At 70.1% G+C, this 15,137-nt stretch carries 15 protein-coding genes; 7 read left to right on the top strand and 8 right to left on the bottom strand.

The features are described 5' to 3' along the window. The first annotated feature begins 59 nt into the window (after positions 1 to 59). The 6 genes from AB0I79_RS21485 (at position 60) to AB0I79_RS21510 (ending at position 5,226) form a co-directional block, all read left to right on the top strand. Complete coding sequence (locus tag AB0I79_RS21485) at positions 60 to 1,076, top strand: ABC transporter substrate-binding protein (RefSeq protein ID WP_357875496.1); 1,017 nt, start codon at positions 60 to 62, stop codon at positions 1,074 to 1,076. Continuing rightward, the gene (locus AB0I79_RS21490) at positions 1,073 to 1,888 is read left to right on the top strand and encodes an ABC transporter permease (protein ID WP_357875498.1); all 816 of its coding nucleotides are present in this window, start codon (positions 1,073 to 1,075) and stop codon (positions 1,886 to 1,888) included. The genes AB0I79_RS21485 and AB0I79_RS21490 overlap by 4 nt, the downstream gene beginning before the upstream one ends. An 11-nt stretch (positions 1,889 to 1,899) precedes the next feature. Then, positions 1,900 to 2,688: an ABC transporter permease gene (locus AB0I79_RS21495; RefSeq protein WP_357875499.1), complete on the top strand. Its 789-nt coding sequence runs from the start codon at positions 1,900 to 1,902 to the stop codon at positions 2,686 to 2,688. 48 nt (positions 2,689 to 2,736) lie between these two features. Then, positions 2,737 to 3,960, top strand: a complete 1,224-nt coding sequence (locus AB0I79_RS21500; protein ID WP_357875501.1) for a flavin-dependent oxidoreductase — start codon at positions 2,737 to 2,739, stop codon at positions 3,958 to 3,960. A 158-nt stretch (positions 3,961 to 4,118) separates the two neighbouring features. Further along, positions 4,119 to 4,889 (top strand): ABC transporter ATP-binding protein, encoded by a 771-nt coding sequence (locus tag AB0I79_RS21505; protein ID WP_357875503.1) that lies wholly within the window; start codon positions 4,119 to 4,121, stop codon positions 4,887 to 4,889. A gap of 217 nt (positions 4,890 to 5,106) precedes the next feature. After that, entirely contained in the window at positions 5,107 to 5,226 is a 120-nt protein-coding gene (locus AB0I79_RS21510; protein ID WP_357875505.1) for an SHOCT domain-containing protein, read from the top strand. A gap of 69 nt (positions 5,227 to 5,295) precedes the next feature. Here AB0I79_RS21510 and AB0I79_RS21515 read toward each other — a convergent pair whose 3' ends face one another. Next, positions 5,296 to 5,847 (bottom strand): NAD(P)-binding oxidoreductase, encoded by a 552-nt coding sequence (locus AB0I79_RS21515; RefSeq protein ID WP_357875507.1) that lies wholly within the window; start codon positions 5,845 to 5,847, stop codon positions 5,296 to 5,298. On the opposite strand from AB0I79_RS21515, the gene AB0I79_RS21520 reads away from it, so the two are divergent. Further along, on the top strand, positions 5,828 to 6,490 hold the full coding sequence (locus AB0I79_RS21520) for an alpha/beta hydrolase (RefSeq protein ID WP_357875509.1): 663 nt from the start codon (positions 5,828 to 5,830) through the stop codon (positions 6,488 to 6,490). The two genes, AB0I79_RS21515 and AB0I79_RS21520, sit on opposite strands and share 20 nt — an antisense overlap. 76 nt (positions 6,491 to 6,566) lie before the next feature. Here the strand turns inward: AB0I79_RS21520 and AB0I79_RS21525 are convergent, their stop codons facing one another. The 7 genes from AB0I79_RS21525 to AB0I79_RS21555 all read right to left on the bottom strand — a co-directional run bounded on the left by AB0I79_RS21525 (position 6,567) and on the right by AB0I79_RS21555 (position 15,064). Further along, positions 6,567 to 7,205 (bottom strand): class I SAM-dependent methyltransferase, encoded by a 639-nt coding sequence (locus tag AB0I79_RS21525; protein ID WP_357875511.1) that lies wholly within the window; start codon positions 7,203 to 7,205, stop codon positions 6,567 to 6,569. Positions 7,206 to 7,462: 257 nt separating this feature from the next. After that, on the bottom strand, positions 7,463 to 8,041 hold the full coding sequence (locus AB0I79_RS21530; protein WP_357875513.1) for an ATP/GTP-binding protein: 579 nt from the start codon (positions 8,039 to 8,041) through the stop codon (positions 7,463 to 7,465). Further along, on the bottom strand, positions 8,022 to 8,429 hold the full coding sequence (locus AB0I79_RS21535; protein WP_225272260.1) for a DUF742 domain-containing protein: 408 nt from the start codon (positions 8,427 to 8,429) through the stop codon (positions 8,022 to 8,024). The genes AB0I79_RS21530 and AB0I79_RS21535 overlap by 20 nt, the downstream gene beginning before the upstream one ends. Before the next feature lie 21 nt (positions 8,430 to 8,450). Beyond that, the gene (locus tag AB0I79_RS21540) at positions 8,451 to 8,864 is read right to left on the bottom strand and encodes a roadblock/LC7 domain-containing protein (RefSeq protein WP_206067544.1); all 414 of its coding nucleotides are present in this window, start codon (positions 8,862 to 8,864) and stop codon (positions 8,451 to 8,453) included. Positions 8,865 to 8,869: 5 nt separating this feature from the next. Then, positions 8,870 to 12,172: a nitrate- and nitrite sensing domain-containing protein gene (locus AB0I79_RS21545; RefSeq protein WP_357875515.1), complete on the bottom strand. Its 3,303-nt coding sequence runs from the start codon at positions 12,170 to 12,172 to the stop codon at positions 8,870 to 8,872. A gap of 176 nt (positions 12,173 to 12,348) precedes the next feature. Beyond that, positions 12,349 to 13,746, bottom strand: coding sequence for an aminobutyraldehyde dehydrogenase (locus tag AB0I79_RS21550; protein WP_357875516.1), 1,398 nt, complete (start codon positions 13,744 to 13,746; stop codon positions 12,349 to 12,351). Positions 13,747 to 13,792: 46 nt separating this feature from the next. Beyond that, positions 13,793 to 15,064, bottom strand: a complete 1,272-nt coding sequence (locus tag AB0I79_RS21555) for a glycosyltransferase (RefSeq protein ID WP_357875518.1) — start codon at positions 15,062 to 15,064, stop codon at positions 13,793 to 13,795. Positions 15,065 to 15,137: the final 73 nt, after the last annotated feature.

Below are 15,137 nucleotides of genomic sequence, written 5' to 3' on the forward strand. Positions count from 1 at the left end.
CCCCCGGGAGCAGAAGCCACCCGGTCCCCCCCCGGCTCCACCCGAAGGGAGTCCCTGACATGAGGCTTGGCCGTTCCGCCAGAGCCGCCATCATCGGGTTCGCTTTGACACTCGGCGCCGCGGCATGCAGCACGGGCACCGAACCGACCGCCAGCGCGCCACCCTCCGCCGCAGCCGGCGGCGCCGGTGCCGGCGCAGGTCTGGAGAAGACGAAGCTCAAGATCGCAACCCTGCCCGCCATCGACAGTGCCGCCATCTACGTCGCCATCGACCAGGGGCTGTTCGAGCAGGAGGGTCTGGACGTCACCCCAGAGGTGGTCCAGGCCGCGCCCGAGGCCATCCCCATGATGGTGAAGGGCGAGATCGACGCCATGTTCGGCAACTACGTGTCGATGTTCGCCGCCCACGACAAGCAGGCGCTGAAACTGCGCATCCTGGCCGAGGGCTCTCGCGCGGCCCCCGACTCGCTGAGCATCATGGCCCTGCCCGCCTCGCCCATCAAGACGCCGAAGGACCTGGAAGGCAAGACGATCAACGTGAACGTCCTGCACAACTTCCAGGAGCTGGCGCTCACCCAGGTGCTGAAGGCCAACAACGTCGATCCGGCCACCATCAAGTACGTCCAGGTGACGTTCCAGAACATCATGCCCTCGTGGAAGGGCGGCCAGATCGACGCCGCCTACCTGGGCGAGCCCATGGTCACCGCCGCCACCTCCACCATGGGAGCCCGCAAGATCCTCGACCCGGCCTCCGGCCCCGCCGCCGAGTTCCCCATCTCCGGCTACGTCAGCACGCAGGAGTGGTACGACAAGAACCCGAAGACGGCGGCGGCCTTCCAGCGGGCCATCCACAACGCGGCCAAGCTCATGGAGAACAACCGCGAGGTGGTGGCCAAGGTGCTGCCGAACTTCACGCAGATCGACGCCGCCACCGCGGCCACCGTGACCTTCCCCTACTTCTCCAGCAACGACAACCCGGTCCGGCTGCAGCGGGTGGCCGACTGGATGTGGGAAGCGAAGTGGCTGACGAAGGAGATCGACGTCAAGTCGCTCATGTCGCCCACCACGTCCGGGTGAGCGCTCAGACCCTGTCCCGTGCCCGCCCGGCGTCCTCCGCATCCCGCTGGTACCGCCGGGCGGCCGGGGCTCTCGCCTTCGCCGCCCTGATCGAGCTGGCCAGCCGGACCGGGCTGGCCGACCCGGAGTTCCTGCCGCCCGCCTCCGAGATCGTCGGGCGGGCCGGCGCGCTGCTGCTCGATCCGGCCTTCCGCGCGCACGCCCTGACCAGCCTGCTCGCCTGGGCGATCGGGCTGTGCGTGGCGGCCCTGGTGGCCGTGCCGCTCGGCCTGCTGCTGGGCAGCGTGCCGATCATCGACGCGGCCATGCGCTCGGTGGTGGAGTTCCTCAGGCCGATCCCCTCCGTGGCGCTGATCCCGCTGGTCGCCCTGGTGATCGGCACGGGGCTGCAGCACCGGATCGCGCTGGTGGTCTACGCCTCGCTGTGGCCCATCCTCTACAACACGATGTACGGCCTGCGCGGCGTGGACCCCCTGGCCAAGGAGTCGCTGCGCGCCTACGGCTTCGGCCCCCTGTCGGTGCTGCTGCGGGTCTCGCTGCCGTCGTCGGCGCCCTTCATCACCACCGGCGTCCGGCTGGCCGCGGGCGTGGCGCTCATCCTCACCGTCAGCACGGAGATCGTGGCCGGGCGCGGCGAGGGCATCGGCGTGTTCATCTTCTTCGCCGGCATCGCCGTGCCCGCGCGCATGACCGACATCCTGGCCGGGGTGTTCTGGGTGGGGCTGTTCGGCGTCATGGTGAACGCGCTGCTGGTGGCCGCCGAGCGACGGGCGTTCCGCTGGCACCACGCGCGGTTGGGAGAGCGCTCATGAGGAGGCGGGGGATGCGGACCGCCTTGTTCCGGACGCTGGTGCTGGTGGTCCTGGTCCTGCTCTGGGAGGCCGCCACCCGGCTGGCGGCCGGCCCGTTCTTCCCTCCGCCGAGCACGATCGTGAGCCGGATGCACGCGATGTGGTTCTCCGGCCCTGTCGAGCGGGCGTTCCTCACCGACCTGGCCATCGGCAACATCCTGCCGAGCCTGGGCCGGATGGCGCTCGGGTTCGCCGGGGGCGCGCTGGCCGGGGTCGTGCTCGGGCTGGCGGTGGGGCTGTCGGCGCGGGCGTACGACTATCTCGACGGGGTGCTGCAGTTCCTGCGCGCCATCCCGCCGCCCGCGCTGGTGACCGTCTTCCTGGTGCTGTTCGGGTTCGGGCTGCGGATGCAGCTCGCGTTCATCATGTTCAGCATCGTGTGGCCGGTGCTGCTCAACACCGCCGACGGGGCCCGCTCGGTGGAGCCGCTGCACCTGGACACCTGCCAGGCGTTCCGGCTGTCGCGCGGCGAGCGGCTCTTCCGCGTGGTGCTGCCCTCCGCGCTGCCCAAGATGTTCGCCGGGCTGCGGCTGGCCCTGTCGCTCTCCCTGATCGTCATGGTCTTCTCCGAGCTGCTGCCCGGCACCACGAACGGCATCGGCTTCCAGATCACCGACGCGTACTCGACCTTCGACCTGCCCGCCATGTGGGCCGGGATCGTGCTACTCGGCGTGCTGGGTTACCTGCTCAACGAGCTGTTCCTGATCGTCGAGCGCCGCGTGCTCGGCTGGCACCACGCCGCCCAGCAACTCGTCGATTAGAGTCCTTGCCACGGGGACGCCGTCGCGTCTGGGGGCGCCATGAGGACGATGATCGTTGGCGGGGGCATCGGGGGGCTCAGCACCGCGCTGAGCCTGCACGCGGCCGGGCTCGACTGCGTGGTCGTGGAAGCGGCGCGCGCGTTACGCCCGCTCGGGGTGGGCATCAACATGCAGCCGCACGCCGTACGCGAGCTGACCGAGCTCGGGCTCGGCCCCGTGCTGGCCGACCTGGGCGTGGAGACGAGCTTCATGACGTTCGCCGACCGGCACGGCAACATCATCATGGCCTTGCCCCGCGGCCGGTCGGCCGGCTACCGCTGGCCCCAGTACAGCGTGCACCGGGGTGAGCTGCAGATGGCGCTGCTGGCCGCGGTCGAGGAGCGGATCGGGCCGGTGCGCACCGGGGTCGCCTTCCGGGGCTTCGAGCAGGACGGCGACGGCGTGCTCGTCACGCTCCGGCAGGGCGGGCGGGTGACGCGGGAGCGGGTGGACGTGCTGGTCGGGGCGGACGGGGTGCAGTCCTCCGTACGGGCGCGGCTGTGGCCGTCCGGCGACCCGCTGCGGTGGGGCGGGATCAGGATGTGGCGCGGGGTGGCGGAGAGCGGCCCGGTGCTCGACGGCGCCACGGTGCTGGCCGGCGGCTCGAACTCCGCCGCGAAATTCGTGACTTATCACATCTCGGCGCGCAATCCGCGGCTGCTCAATTGGGTGGCGGAGGTAAAGGTGGCCGAGCCGGGGATCGTCCCGGACGCCGATTGGTCCCGCGAGGGCAGCCACGCCGACGTGTCCGGACATTTCGCGTCATGGAAGTACCCGCTCGTCGACATCCCGGCATTACTCGCCGCCACGAAGCGGATACTCGAATACCCGATGGTGGACCGCGACCCCCTCCCCCACTGGGGCGAGGGCCGGGTGACCCTGCTCGGCGACGCCGCCCACCCCATGTACCCCATCGGCTCGAACGGCGGCTCCCAGGCCGTGCTCGACGCCCGGTTCCTGGCCCGCTGCCTGGCCACGCACGACGACCCGGCCGCGGCGCTGGCGGCGTACGAGGCGGAGCGGCGCCCGCCCACGTCGGCGCTGGTGCTCGCGCACCGGTCCCTGCCCATCGAGAAGACGATCTCTCTGGTCACCGAGCGCGCACCCGGCGGATTCGGCCACATCGGCGAGGTGCTCACGGCGGAGGAACTGGCCGCCATGGAGGCCGCGCAGCGCGGCCTGTCCGACGCCGACGTGCAGGCACTGAACGAAAGGGAGTCGTGGAGTGTGTGAGCCTGTGACTCCCATGGCAGTCAGGATTGTGCGAGAGTAAGATCGCGCCAGATTAGGTTTACCTGACTGACATGTCCAGCATTTACCGCTCCGCTAGAGTCAATTCCGACTCCGAAAGAGTTGCCGTGCTGACCGCGGTCTCGCCCCCTAGGAATTCCATGCTCGAGATAGACAACCTTTCCCATGTGTACGGCGGCGGTACTCCCAACGCACACCACGCCATCGAAGGACTCAACCTGAGCGTCGCCGCCGGCGAGCTGCTCTGCATCGTGGGGCCCTCGGGCTGCGGGAAGTCGACGCTGCTCCGCTCCATCGCCGGCCTGATCCAGCCGACGGGCGGGCAGGTCAGGGTGGAGGGCAACCTCGTCCGCCAGACGCCGGACAACCTCGCCGTGGTCTTCCAGGACTACAGCCGCTCGCTGTTCCCGTGGATGTCGGTGGCCGACAACGTGGCGCTGCCGCTGCGCCGCAGGAACATGGACAAGAAGCAGCGCCGCGAGGCCGCCGCCGAGGCGCTGGAGTCGGTGGGCCTGGCCAACGCGGGCCGCAAGTACCCGTTCCAGCTCTCCGGCGGCATGCAGCAGCGCGTCGCGATCGCGCGGGCGCTGGCGTACCGGCCGACGCTGATGCTCATGGACGAGCCGTTCGGCTCGGTGGACGCGCAGACCAGGGAGGACCTGGAGGACCTGGTGCTCAAGGTCCGCGGCCACCACCAGATGACGATCGTGCTCATCACCCACGACATCGACGAGAGCGTCTACGTCGGCGACCGCGTGGTCGTGCTGTCCAAGGCGCCCGCGCACGTGGTGGGCGACCTGAAGGTGGACCTGCCCGCGCCGCGCGACCAGATCTCGACGCGCGAGCACCCCGACTTCGTGCACCTGCGCGCCGAGGTGGGACGGCTCGTCCGCGGCCACGCCACCGTCTAGCGTCCGAGGGCAAGGGGCCCGTCGCCGGCGGCCCCTTCCCTCGCGGGCCCGGTGACGAACGGCACGGGAAAGGTCGTTCCCTATGCGGCCGGCGCCGCCTCCTTCGACGGCAAGGACGCGGCCTCCGTCACCTTCAGCCTCGGCTGGGGCGCCCCCGTCGCTGCCCTTCGCCGCCGCCGTCCTGGCCGCCATCCCGTCTCCCGGGCGGTGCCTGCCTGTGGCACGCGGGATCCAGGTGGCCGAACTGATGACCAAGCTGGTCGAGCTGCGGGACGCCGGGGTGTTGTCGGAGGAGGAGTTCCAGGCCAAGAAGGCGGAGCTGCTGTCGCGCCTGTGACGCCCCGCCTCGGGCAGGTGCCTCGCTCACCCTCAGTGGCGGGCATGGATCAGTGGCGGGCGTGGATGATCAGTGGCGGGAGATCTCGATCGTGGCCCGCAGGCTCTCCTGATCGTCGAGATGGTGGAGCAGGTAGTGCGCGAGGTCGGCGCGCGACAACGAGCGGGCTCGCGGCAGGTGCCGATCGACGGCTGTCACGTACGCGCCGGTCAGCGGCCCGTCGGTGAGCCGCGGCGGCCTGACGACGGTCCAGTCGAGGTCGCCGGCGGCGGCGAGGATGCGCTCCATCAGCGCCATGTCGGCGTACATGTGCCGATACAGCGGCCGCACCACCCTGCCGATCAGCAACCTCTGGCCCAGCGGCGCGGCCGGCGACAGCCCGAGGCTGGCCGACGTGACACAGGAGACCCGGCGCACTCCGGCGAGCCGGCCGGCGAGGTGCAGACCTCGGTGGAGCCGATGGTCGTGGAGCTGTTCGGCGTCGCCGAAGCCGCCTGCGAGAAGGTGCGGGCATCTGCGTGAACACCCCTCGCCCGAACACGCGGACGGGCGGCTCGGGCGGCACCGATGAGTTCTCGCGCCGCCGCCGGTCATAACCGTCATGACAACCTTCGCTCTCATCCACGGTGGCGGCGGCAGCGCCTTCGACTGGCACCTGGTCGAAGCGGGCCTGCGCGACCGCGGGCACGACACGGTGGCGGTGGACCTGCCGACGTCCGACCCCCAGGCAGGGCTCTGGGACTACGCCGACGCCGTCGTCCGGGCGGCCGGCGCGCGCCGGCCTCTCGTGGTGGTGGCCCACTCGTGGGGCGGCTTCGTCGGTCCTCTCGTCGCCGAGCGTGCCAAGGCCGCCGCGCTCGTCATGGTCACCGCCATGATCCCGAGCCCGGGCGAGCCGCCCGCTGACTGGTGGGAACGCACCGGCCATCCCGCGCCCGGCATCGAGGACGAGTACGAGCTCTACCTGCACGACGTCCCGCGCGAGCTGGGCGAGCGGGTGCTGGCCCACGATGGCGCGCTGGCCGAGAAGATGAACATGGACCGCGCCTACAACGAGCCATGGCCGCTGGCCGCCTGGCCGGATGTCCCGACGAGATACCTGCTCTGCCGGGACGACCGGTTCTTCACTCCCGAGTTCGCGCGCCGCCACGTGAAGGAGCGGCTGGGCGTCACCCCGGACGAGATGCCGGGCAGCCACATGGTGATGTTGTCGCGGCCAGGCGAACTGGCCGACTATCTCGTGCGGGTCCTCCCTGCCGGCTGAACGGACCACGCCGTGACGGGGCCGCGCAGGCGCGGCAGGTCAGCTCTCGCACCCGCCCGGACGGCCTCGGACCAGGTCATTCCACCTCGTCGGCGGGCCGCCTGGCCAGGACGCAGACGACGGGAGGATCGAGGGCGAGGGTCTCGGTCCTCTCGTGGACGAGACCCGCGCCTTCGAGGAGGCCCTGGATCTCGCGGGCGGCCTTGACCGAGGTCTTCGCCGTGGCTCCGGGACAGCGTGGCTGGGAGACGATGGCGAGACGGCCGCCGGGTACGAGCCGTCCGCCCAGCTGCCTCAGCCGCTCGGCCGGAGCGGGCCAGTGGCCGAGGGAGTTGACGGCGAAGATCACGTCGAAGGGGCCGCTCAGGTCGGGTGGGAGGTCATCGACGGCAGCGCAGGCCAGCGTGACCCGGCCGGCCTTGATGGCGGCGGCGTTGCGGCGGCTCGCCTGCCGGAGCATCACCTCGGAGTGGTCGATGCCGTAGACGTGTCCCCCATCGCCGATCCGGCGGCTCAGCTCGGCGATCGCGACTCCAGGCCCGAATCCGACTTCGAGGATCCGGTCGGTGGGGCGCACGTCGAGCCGCGAGGCGACCCAGAGGTTGCGGCGGCGGTTGGAGGAGCGGTGCGCCATCACCCGGCCGACGACGCGCCCCACCACACCCCGGGGGCGGCCGAACTGCCCGACGAGGGTCTTGGTGATCCGTTGTTTCACTGCGGCCATGGCAGGCTCGCTGATCGCGTGTTCATGAGCCCGCAGTCAACACCTTCAAGCCGGCTTGAAGGCAAGTGCGGCGAAGGGGCGTCTCCCTGAGCTGCAAGCCGATCGAGTGCGCGCCCTTCGGGGCCTGCTGGGTGGGCGGGGGTCCCGGCCTCCGATGGCCCGCCGCCCTCACTGGCGACGGGTGGGCGCCGCCTGGCCCACCTGCTCCCGGAAACGACGGGGAGCAAACAGGCGGCACCCGTCCCTGTTTAGACCGGGGTGTGCATGTGGCGGGTCAGGGCGTGTTCCACCAAGGTGATCAGGGTGGATTTGACCGACTCGCGTTGCCTGGCGTCCAGGCGGACGATCGGGATGTGGTCGCCGATCGACAGCGCTTCCCTGATCTCCTCCTCCGCGTGTGCGAAGTTGCCGTCCCAGCCGTTGATGCCGATGACGAACGGGAGTTTCGCCTCTTCGAAGTAGTCGATGGCCGGGAAGCTGTCGGCCAGGCGGCGGGTGTCGACGAGGACGACCGCGCCGATGGCGCCGCGTACCAGGTCGTCCCACATGAACCAGAAGCGGTGCTGTCCGGGCGTGCCGAACAGGTAAAGGATCAGGTCACGGTCGAGCGAGACCCGGCCGAAGTCCATCGCCACGGTCGTGGTCGTTTTGTTCGGCGTGAGCGAGACGTCGTCGACGTGCGCGGAGGCGTCCGTCATGACCGCTTCCGTGGTGAGCGGCAGGATCTCCGAGACCGCTCCCACGAACGTCGTCTTGCCCACGCCGAAGCCCCCGGCCACGACGATCTTCGTCGAGGTTAGGCCGGGGCTAGAGCCTGCGAAGTCCACTGAGAACCCTTTCGAGCAAGTTGAGGTCCGGCTTTCCCGCGTCCAGCGCAGGCTGGTGCACGCGGATCAGGCCCTCCGACGCCATGTCGGCGATGAGCACCCGGACCACACCCAGAGGCTGGCGTAAAAGGGCGGAGATCTCGGCAACCGACCGGACGTTCCGGGTCAGGTTAATGATCGCCTGATACTCCGGACTTAGTAGGGAAATGTCTTGGTATTCCGACGTCACGGAGGACACGAGTGCCTCCATGGCGAACTTCATCCGCGGCGCGGTGCGCCCCCCGGTCACGGCATAGGGCCGTACCAGGGAGCTCGGCTTCTGCGGACGGGGAGCCGCCGGATGCGGCGGAGTGCTATCACCAGCCCAACCCTGCTGACCTGACACCATTCTTCTCCTGTCACCGCCCCGCTAGCGGGGGCGGGCCGCTTGCAGCTCAGCGCGTACGGCCGGAGTCAGTACCTGACCCGCCCGCTCGACCAGCAAGGTCATCTGGTACGCGACCAGACCCATGTCACAGTCGGGAGCAGCCAGGACCGCCAAGCAGGATCCATCACTGATCGACATGATCATCAAGAGCCCACGCTGCATTTCGATAACGGTCTGCGTCACCATACCGCCCTCGAAGACCCGCGCAGCGCCCTGGGTCAAGGAGATCACGCCGGAGGCGACAGCGGCGAGCTGGTCGGCCCGGTCCTTGGGGAAGCCCTCAGAGTAGGCCAGCGGCAACCCGTCGGACGACACCACGACCGTGTGGGCGACGCCCGGCACGTTGTTCACGAAGTCCGTGATCAACCAGCTTATGCCGCGCGCTCCCTGGCTCATTTCTCTCATTTGTCCTCCTGCTGATTCTCTTCTCCGCGGGTGAACGCCCGGCCTTGCCGGACACCCTGCTGGAAGCTGGAGAGCCGGCTGCGCAACCGCTCGGGCGAGATCTGCGGCGCCGGTGACGTGGGCTGCGGCTCCGCGAGGCTGGCCGTGCCGGGCACCAGGTTCGCCTTGGGGACGCGACGGGGCAGGCCCGACGGCGTCGTGCCGGCCTGCTGCGGCTGGGCGGCCGCCTGCGCGGCCTGGAAGCCGGAGTCGGCGGGCGACGACCAGGAGGGGGCGCTGACGCCCGACTGCCCGGGCTTGCGCTGCGGGAGCGCCGACTTGCCCGCGGTGCCGGAGGGCGGGGCGGACGGCGGCGGCTCGGCGGGCACGGCCGGGTGCACAGCGGTGATCTCGTGCTCGACCCCGGGCTCGGAGTGCGGCTGCAGGACCTCGGGGTCCGGCCGGCGGAACCAGTCCGACCCGACCGACGAGAAGATCGGCAGGAACTCCTCGCTCTGCTCCTCCAGCGGCGAGCTGCGCACGACGGGGAGCGGCCCGGTCATGTCCTGCGAGGAGTACTCGCCGGGACCGAACGGGTTGTAGCCGGAGTGACCGTTCTGCTCGAACTGGTCGGCGGGCTTGGGCTCCTCGGCGAACGGGGAACGGTAGGAGTCGCCGAGCTGCGGCCGCGGCCGCTCCTCGGCCTCGAACAGGGACCTGCGGGGCAGCGGGTCGGAGAACGACGACCAGCGCGGCTCCTCCTGCTGCGGCTGCGGCGGCGGAGGCTCGGTCGCGAAGGACGGCCAGCGCGGCTCGTCGTCCTGGTGCACAGGCGGCTGCTCGGCGAACGACGGCCACCTGTTCTCGGCGAACGGCGACGGCTCGGCGGCGGGAGCGGCCGGGGCGGGCGGCTCCTCCGTGAACGCCGGCCAGCGCTGCTCGCCGAAGGCGGCGGGCTGCTGCGGCGCCGCGGCGGGCGGCTCCTCGGCGAACGACGGCCAGCGGGGCTCGTCGGCCTGGGGCTGCTGCTCGCCGAAGGGGTCGCCGAAGGCGGGCGACGGCTGGTCACCGAAGCCGGGCGACGGCTGGTCGCCGAACACCGACGGCTGGTCGCCGAAGGACGACGGCTGCGGCTCGGGGGCGGCGGGCTGCTCGCCGAACGAGGGCCAGTTGCCCGTCCCCGGCGCCGGCAGCGAACCGGGCCACTGGGTGTCCACGACCTGGCCGGGAACGTCGTCGAAGGAGGGGTGCGAGCCGTTGCGCGACGGCGGCTGCTGCTGGAACATGCTCGGGTCGAACGAGGTGAACGCCTCGTACTGCCCGCCCTGCTGCGGCAGGCCCTGCCCGTTGCTGATGAGCATGTCGGGCATGAACACCAGGGCGCTCAGGCCGCCGGTCTCCCGCATGCTGAGCTGGACGCGGATGCCGTGGCGCAGGGCCAGGCGGCCGACCACGAACAGGCCCATGCGCCGCGAGACGGACACGTCCACGACGGGCGGGTTGGCCAGCCGCCAGTTGGCCTCGGCCAGCTCCTCCTGGCTCATGCCGATGCCCAGGTCGTTGATCGTCACCAGGACGCCGCCCTCGGCGGGCGTGCTGGTCACGGTGACCTTGCTCTCGCGCGGGGAGAAGGAGATGGCGTTCTCGATCAGCTCGGCGAGCAGGTGGACGGCGTCGGTGACGGCGGGGCCGACGATGAGGGTGCCGGACGGGATCTGGATCTGGACCCGCTCGTAGTTCTCGACCTCCGACAGCGACGCGCGGGCGATGTCGACCAGCGGCACCGGCTCGCTCCACTTGCGCGCGGCCTCCTGGCCGGCGAGCACCAGGAGGTTCTCGCTGTTGCGGCGCATGCGGGTGGCCAGGTGGTCGAGGCGGAAGAGGTTCGCGAGCCGCTGCTCGTCCTCTTCGCCCTGCTCCAGGCCCTCGATGAGCTGGAGCTGCCGCTCGACCAGCGTCTGGCTGCGGCGGGAGAGGTTGACGAACATCGAGTTGACGTTGGCCCGCAGCTTGGCCTCGTCGCCGGCCAGCCGGATCGCCTCGCGGTGGACCTCGTCGAAGGCCCGCGCCACTTCACCGATCTCGTCACGGGTGTTGATGCCGATCGACGGCACCTCGGGCACCTGGGCGCCCTCGCCGGACTCGCGCAGCACGCGGACGGTGTCGGGCAGCCGGGTCGTGGCGACCTGGAGCGCCTCGGCCCGCAGCCGGCGCAGCGGCCGGACCAGCGAACCGGCCACGCGGGTGGTGATGATCAGCACCAGGAGCAGCAGGACGAGGATCAGCGCGCCGGAGATGATGGCGTCGCGCTGCTCGGTGTTGCTCAGGTCGGTGGTGGTGTTCACGATCTTGCCGGCCAGGTTGCCCTCGACCTTGCGCATCGCGTTGACCGTCACCGTGGTGCTCTCGTACCAGTTGTTCAGGTCGCGGGTCAGGGTCGGCTCGGTGACGTCGAGGTCTTCGATCCTGTTGCTCTGGCGCACCTGGGCCAGCGCGCGCTGGCGCATGGCGTCGGCGAGGTCCACCTGAAGGCCGCGGACGCCCTTGTGGTAGGCCTCCAGGTCCTTCGTGCCGGCCTCGGCCTCGAAGGAGGCGAGCTCGGCCTGCTGCTTGTCCCAGGAGCCGAGGAACTCGGCCCAGTCGGCGCTGTCGACCCTCCGGTTGGGCTGCAGGAGCGTCACGATGAGGATGATCTGCTGCCGCGAGACCTCCTCCTTCATGCGCTGGAGCGAGCCGAGCGCGGCCACGTCACCCTGGAGGCCGTCGTCGTTGACGCCGTCGCCCAGGTCGGCCTGGATGCCCGAGAAGATCTCGATCATCGTGCTGTACGTGCTGATCGAGGCGCGCGCCGGCACGTTGTCGACCATGGAGTCGCGCAGGCTGTCGAGGCCCTCCAGCCAGCGGCGGGTGTTGTCGACGCCGTCGCGCACACGGGTGGAGTGCGCGGCGTCGATGGCGTTGGCCGCGGCGAGCACGTCCTGCTTGGTCTTGTCGGTGGCCTGCCGCTGGGTCTTGAGCTGGACGAAGCGCCCGCCCCGGCGGCGGTCGGCGACATACCAGGCGGTGAGCGTGCGCTCCTTGGCGAGCTCGTGGTTGAGCGCGCCGATGCGCTGGACCAGCTCCGCCACCTGGGTGAGCCGGCGGTATTCGGCGCTGGTGCCGATGGCGTCGGCCAGCTGGATGCCGGCGAGCAGCACACCCACGACGGTGGGGATGAGGATCAGGGCGACCAGCCGGGAGCGCACACGCCAGTTCGCCAGCCGGAACCGTCCGCCTGTGTACTCCCCTGACCTCGTGTGCCTGGGGTCTTTCGTCCTCACTGAGTCTCGCAACCTCTCGCCGGTACGTGCTCGAAGAAAATCAGACACGCGTGGGGCGCATGGGATTCTGTCCGGCTGGGTAATTGGAACACAACCCGTACCAGATCGGCCAACCGAACATATCCCATCACACGCACCCAAAGAGGGACTTTGGGTGCATATCGCCGTACGTGTTTTCAGGCCGGCCGGAAAGAATCCCGCTCGGCCGGCGCCGCGTGCTTGATCATCAGGTGCCGCGTCACTGAGTACTCCTGCACCGCTTCCTGGCTCATGTCCTTGCCGAACCCACTGCCCTTCACCCCGCCGTGCGGCGCCTCGCTGGCGATGGGCAGATGGTCGTTGACCCAGGTCACACCCACGTCGAGCCGATGCGAGACGCGCATGGCCCGGCCCACGTCGCGCGACCACAACGACGAGGCCAGACCATATCTAGTGTCGTTGGCCATCCGCACCGCTTCGTCCTCGCCGTCGAATGGGAGCGCCACCAGGACCGGTCCGAACAGCTCTCCCTGCACGATCTCGCTGGTCTGTGCGACATCGGTCACAAGCGTGGGCGGGTAGAAAAAGCCGGGGCCCCCAATTGGGGAGCCGCCGTGCAGGACCCGCCCACCGGCCCGGGAGACGAACCCGTGCACCCGGTCCCGGTGCGCGGCGGAGATCAGCGGGCCGATGTCCGTGGCCGGATCCCAGGGGTCGCCGACGGAGATTTCGGCAAGAGTTGCCCGAAGCGCCTCCACGGCCTCGCCGTAGATTCCGCGGGCGACGTAGACGCGGGTGGCCGCCGTGCAGTCCTGCCCGGTGTTGTACGTCGCCCCCATGGCCACCCCGCGGGCCATCTCCGCCAGGTCCGCGTCCTCGAACACCAGCGCCGGCGCCTTCCCCCCGAGTTCGAGGTGGACCCGCTTGAGCGTGGCCGCCGCGCCGCTCATCACGGCGCGGCCGGTCTCGGTGGAGCCGGTGACGCTGACCATGTCCACGCCCGGGTCGGTGACCAGCGCCTGGCCCACCTCGGCGTCGCCGGTGATCGCCTGCACGAGGTTGCCGGGCGCGCCCGCCTTGGCGAACAGCTCGGCCAGCCGCAGCGTCGTACGCGGCGTCTGGGGCGCGGGCTTGATCACCACGGCGTTGCCCGCGGCCACCGCCGGGCCGACCTTCCAGACGGCCATGACGAACGGGAAGTTCCACGGCGCGATCGACCCCACCACCCCGACGGGACGGCGCTGCATGACCGAGGTGTAGCCGGGGCTGAACACCCCGGCGCCGGTGCCCTCCAGCGAGCGGGCGGCGCCGGCGAAGAAGCGCAGGTTGTCCACGGCGAACGGCAGCTCGCCGTCCCTGAACACCGCGGCCGGCTTGCCGGTCTCCTCCACTTCGAGCCTGGTCAGCTCCTCGGCGTCGGCCTCCACCAGGTCGGCCACGCGCAGCAGCAGCCGCTGGCGCTCGGCGGGGGTGGTCTGCGACCACTCCTCGAACGCCGCGCGTGCGGCCCGGACGGCCGACGCCACGCCCTCCACCGGCGTATCCGGAATTTCGGCACAGGGAAGGCCAGTGGCGGGGTTGATCAGTTCGCGCATCAGGAAGACTTCATCTTTCAGGGGGTCGTGCTACTGACTGAAATGCCTACTGGCCGAGCTGCTCGATCAGGTCGGCGGCCTTGCGCAGGCCGTCGCGGCGCCGGATCTCCTCGCCCGCGGCGGCGAGTCGCGCGCGCAGCTCGGTGTCGCCGAGCAGCTTCGCGACCGCCCCCTTGAGTTCCTCGTCGGTGAAGGTGTAGGTCGAGAGCCTGACACCATAGCCGAGTTCATCGACCCTCTGGGCGTTGTCGTACTGGTCCCAGAACAGCGGCAGCAGGATCATCGGCTTGCCGAAGTGCAGCGCCTCGGTGGTCGTGTTGTTGCCGCCATGGGTGATGACCAAGTCACACAGTGGGATGATCTTAGTCTGCGGAACGAACTCCGCGCCCCACATGTTGTCGGCCAGCTTGATCTCCTCGTGCAGCGGGCCCTTGGAGACGATGTACTGGTGCGGGGTCGTGGCCAGCACGTCGATCACCCGCTGCATCAGCTCCACGTCGGAGGAGCCCAGCGAGCCGAGCGAGAAGTAGACCAGCGCGCCGTCGTTGCGTTCGAAGGGCAGCGTGAACTCCTCCTCGGTCTCGCGGACGGAGGAGTCGAGGCGGTGCCACGTCGGGCCCAGCGGGCGCTCGGCGGTGTAGTCGAGGATCTCGGGGTAGACGTAGAGGTTCAGGTCGCCCTCGTGGATGAAGTCGAGGTCGGGCAGCGGCTCGGTGCCCTGCTCGACGCACCACTCGTTGTAGGCGGCCCACAGCTCGCGGTGGGTGCGCTCGTACTCGGCGCGGAAGGCGTCCCACTCGGAGCGGTCGCCGGTGGGCAGGCCGGAGAAGACCGGCGGGATGTTCTCGCCGCGCATCTCCAGCGGCTGGCAGGAGACGATGCGGACGAACTTCTTGCCCGCGGTGAGCAGCGCCGGGAACGTGATCACGTTGTCCTCGATGATCACGTCCGGGTCGACGCGCTCGATGATGGCCCGCAGCTGCGGCTCGCAGTACTTCGCGCCGTCGATCAGGCTCTCCCAGATGGGCTTGGTGACGGTCTCCTGCTGCTCCAGCGTGGACTTGCGGTACTCCGGCGCGGTCTCGCGGATGAAGTCCTTCCAGAACTGGCCGGCGTCCTGCTCCTGCTCCTCCTCCGCGGGCGGGGCCAGGTCGACCAGGTCCTCCTCGAAGCCGAGCGCTTCGAGCTTGCCCTTCCACGACGCCTCGGCGGCGAAGACGACACGGTGGCCGCGGCGGCGCAGGATGTCGCCGATGCCGATCGAGTTGTTGGTGGGGCCGTAGGCGCTTTCCGGCATGAACAGGAACGTGAGAGACATCGCGACTCCGGGGGAACTCGTCAATTTGAAGAGGAATTCAAAACGGGATCTAGCGTGAAGGTCAACTTAAGGG

The organism is Nonomuraea sp. NPDC050202 (genome assembly GCF_040656115.1).
In the GTDB taxonomy this organism is placed as follows: domain Bacteria; phylum Actinomycetota; class Actinomycetes; order Streptosporangiales; family Streptosporangiaceae; genus Nonomuraea.

What these genes read in the sequence shown, in the direction of transcription:
- AB0I79_RS21485 (WP_357875496.1), top strand. Translation starts at nt 60, where the DNA reads ATGAGGCTTGGCCGTTCCGCCAGAGCCGCCATCATCGGGTTCGCTTTG.
- AB0I79_RS21495 (WP_357875499.1), top strand. Translation starts at nt 1,900, where the DNA reads ATGCGGACCGCCTTGTTCCGGACGCTGGTGCTGGTGGTCCTGGTCCTG.
- AB0I79_RS21500 (WP_357875501.1), top strand. Translation starts at nt 2,737, where the DNA reads ATGATCGTTGGCGGGGGCATCGGGGGGCTCAGCACCGCGCTGAGCCTG.
- AB0I79_RS21505 (WP_357875503.1), top strand. Translation starts at nt 4,119, where the DNA reads ATGCTCGAGATAGACAACCTTTCCCATGTGTACGGCGGCGGTACTCCC.
- AB0I79_RS21520 (WP_357875509.1), top strand. Translation starts at nt 5,828, where the DNA reads ATGACAACCTTCGCTCTCATCCACGGTGGCGGCGGCAGCGCCTTCGAC.
- AB0I79_RS21515 (WP_357875507.1), bottom strand. Translation starts at nt 5,847, where the DNA reads ATGAGAGCGAAGGTTGTCATGACGGTTATGACCGGCGGCGGCGCGAGA.
- AB0I79_RS21535 (WP_225272260.1), bottom strand. Translation starts at nt 8,429, where the DNA reads ATGGTGTCAGGTCAGCAGGGTTGGGCTGGTGATAGCACTCCGCCGCAT.
- AB0I79_RS21540 (WP_206067544.1), bottom strand. Translation starts at nt 8,864, where the DNA reads ATGAGCCAGGGAGCGCGCGGCATAAGCTGGTTGATCACGGACTTCGTG.
- AB0I79_RS21550 (WP_357875516.1), bottom strand. Translation starts at nt 13,746, where the DNA reads ATGCGCGAACTGATCAACCCCGCCACTGGCCTTCCCTGTGCCGAAATT.
- AB0I79_RS21555 (WP_357875518.1), bottom strand. Translation starts at nt 15,064, where the DNA reads ATGTCTCTCACGTTCCTGTTCATGCCGGAAAGCGCCTACGGCCCCACC.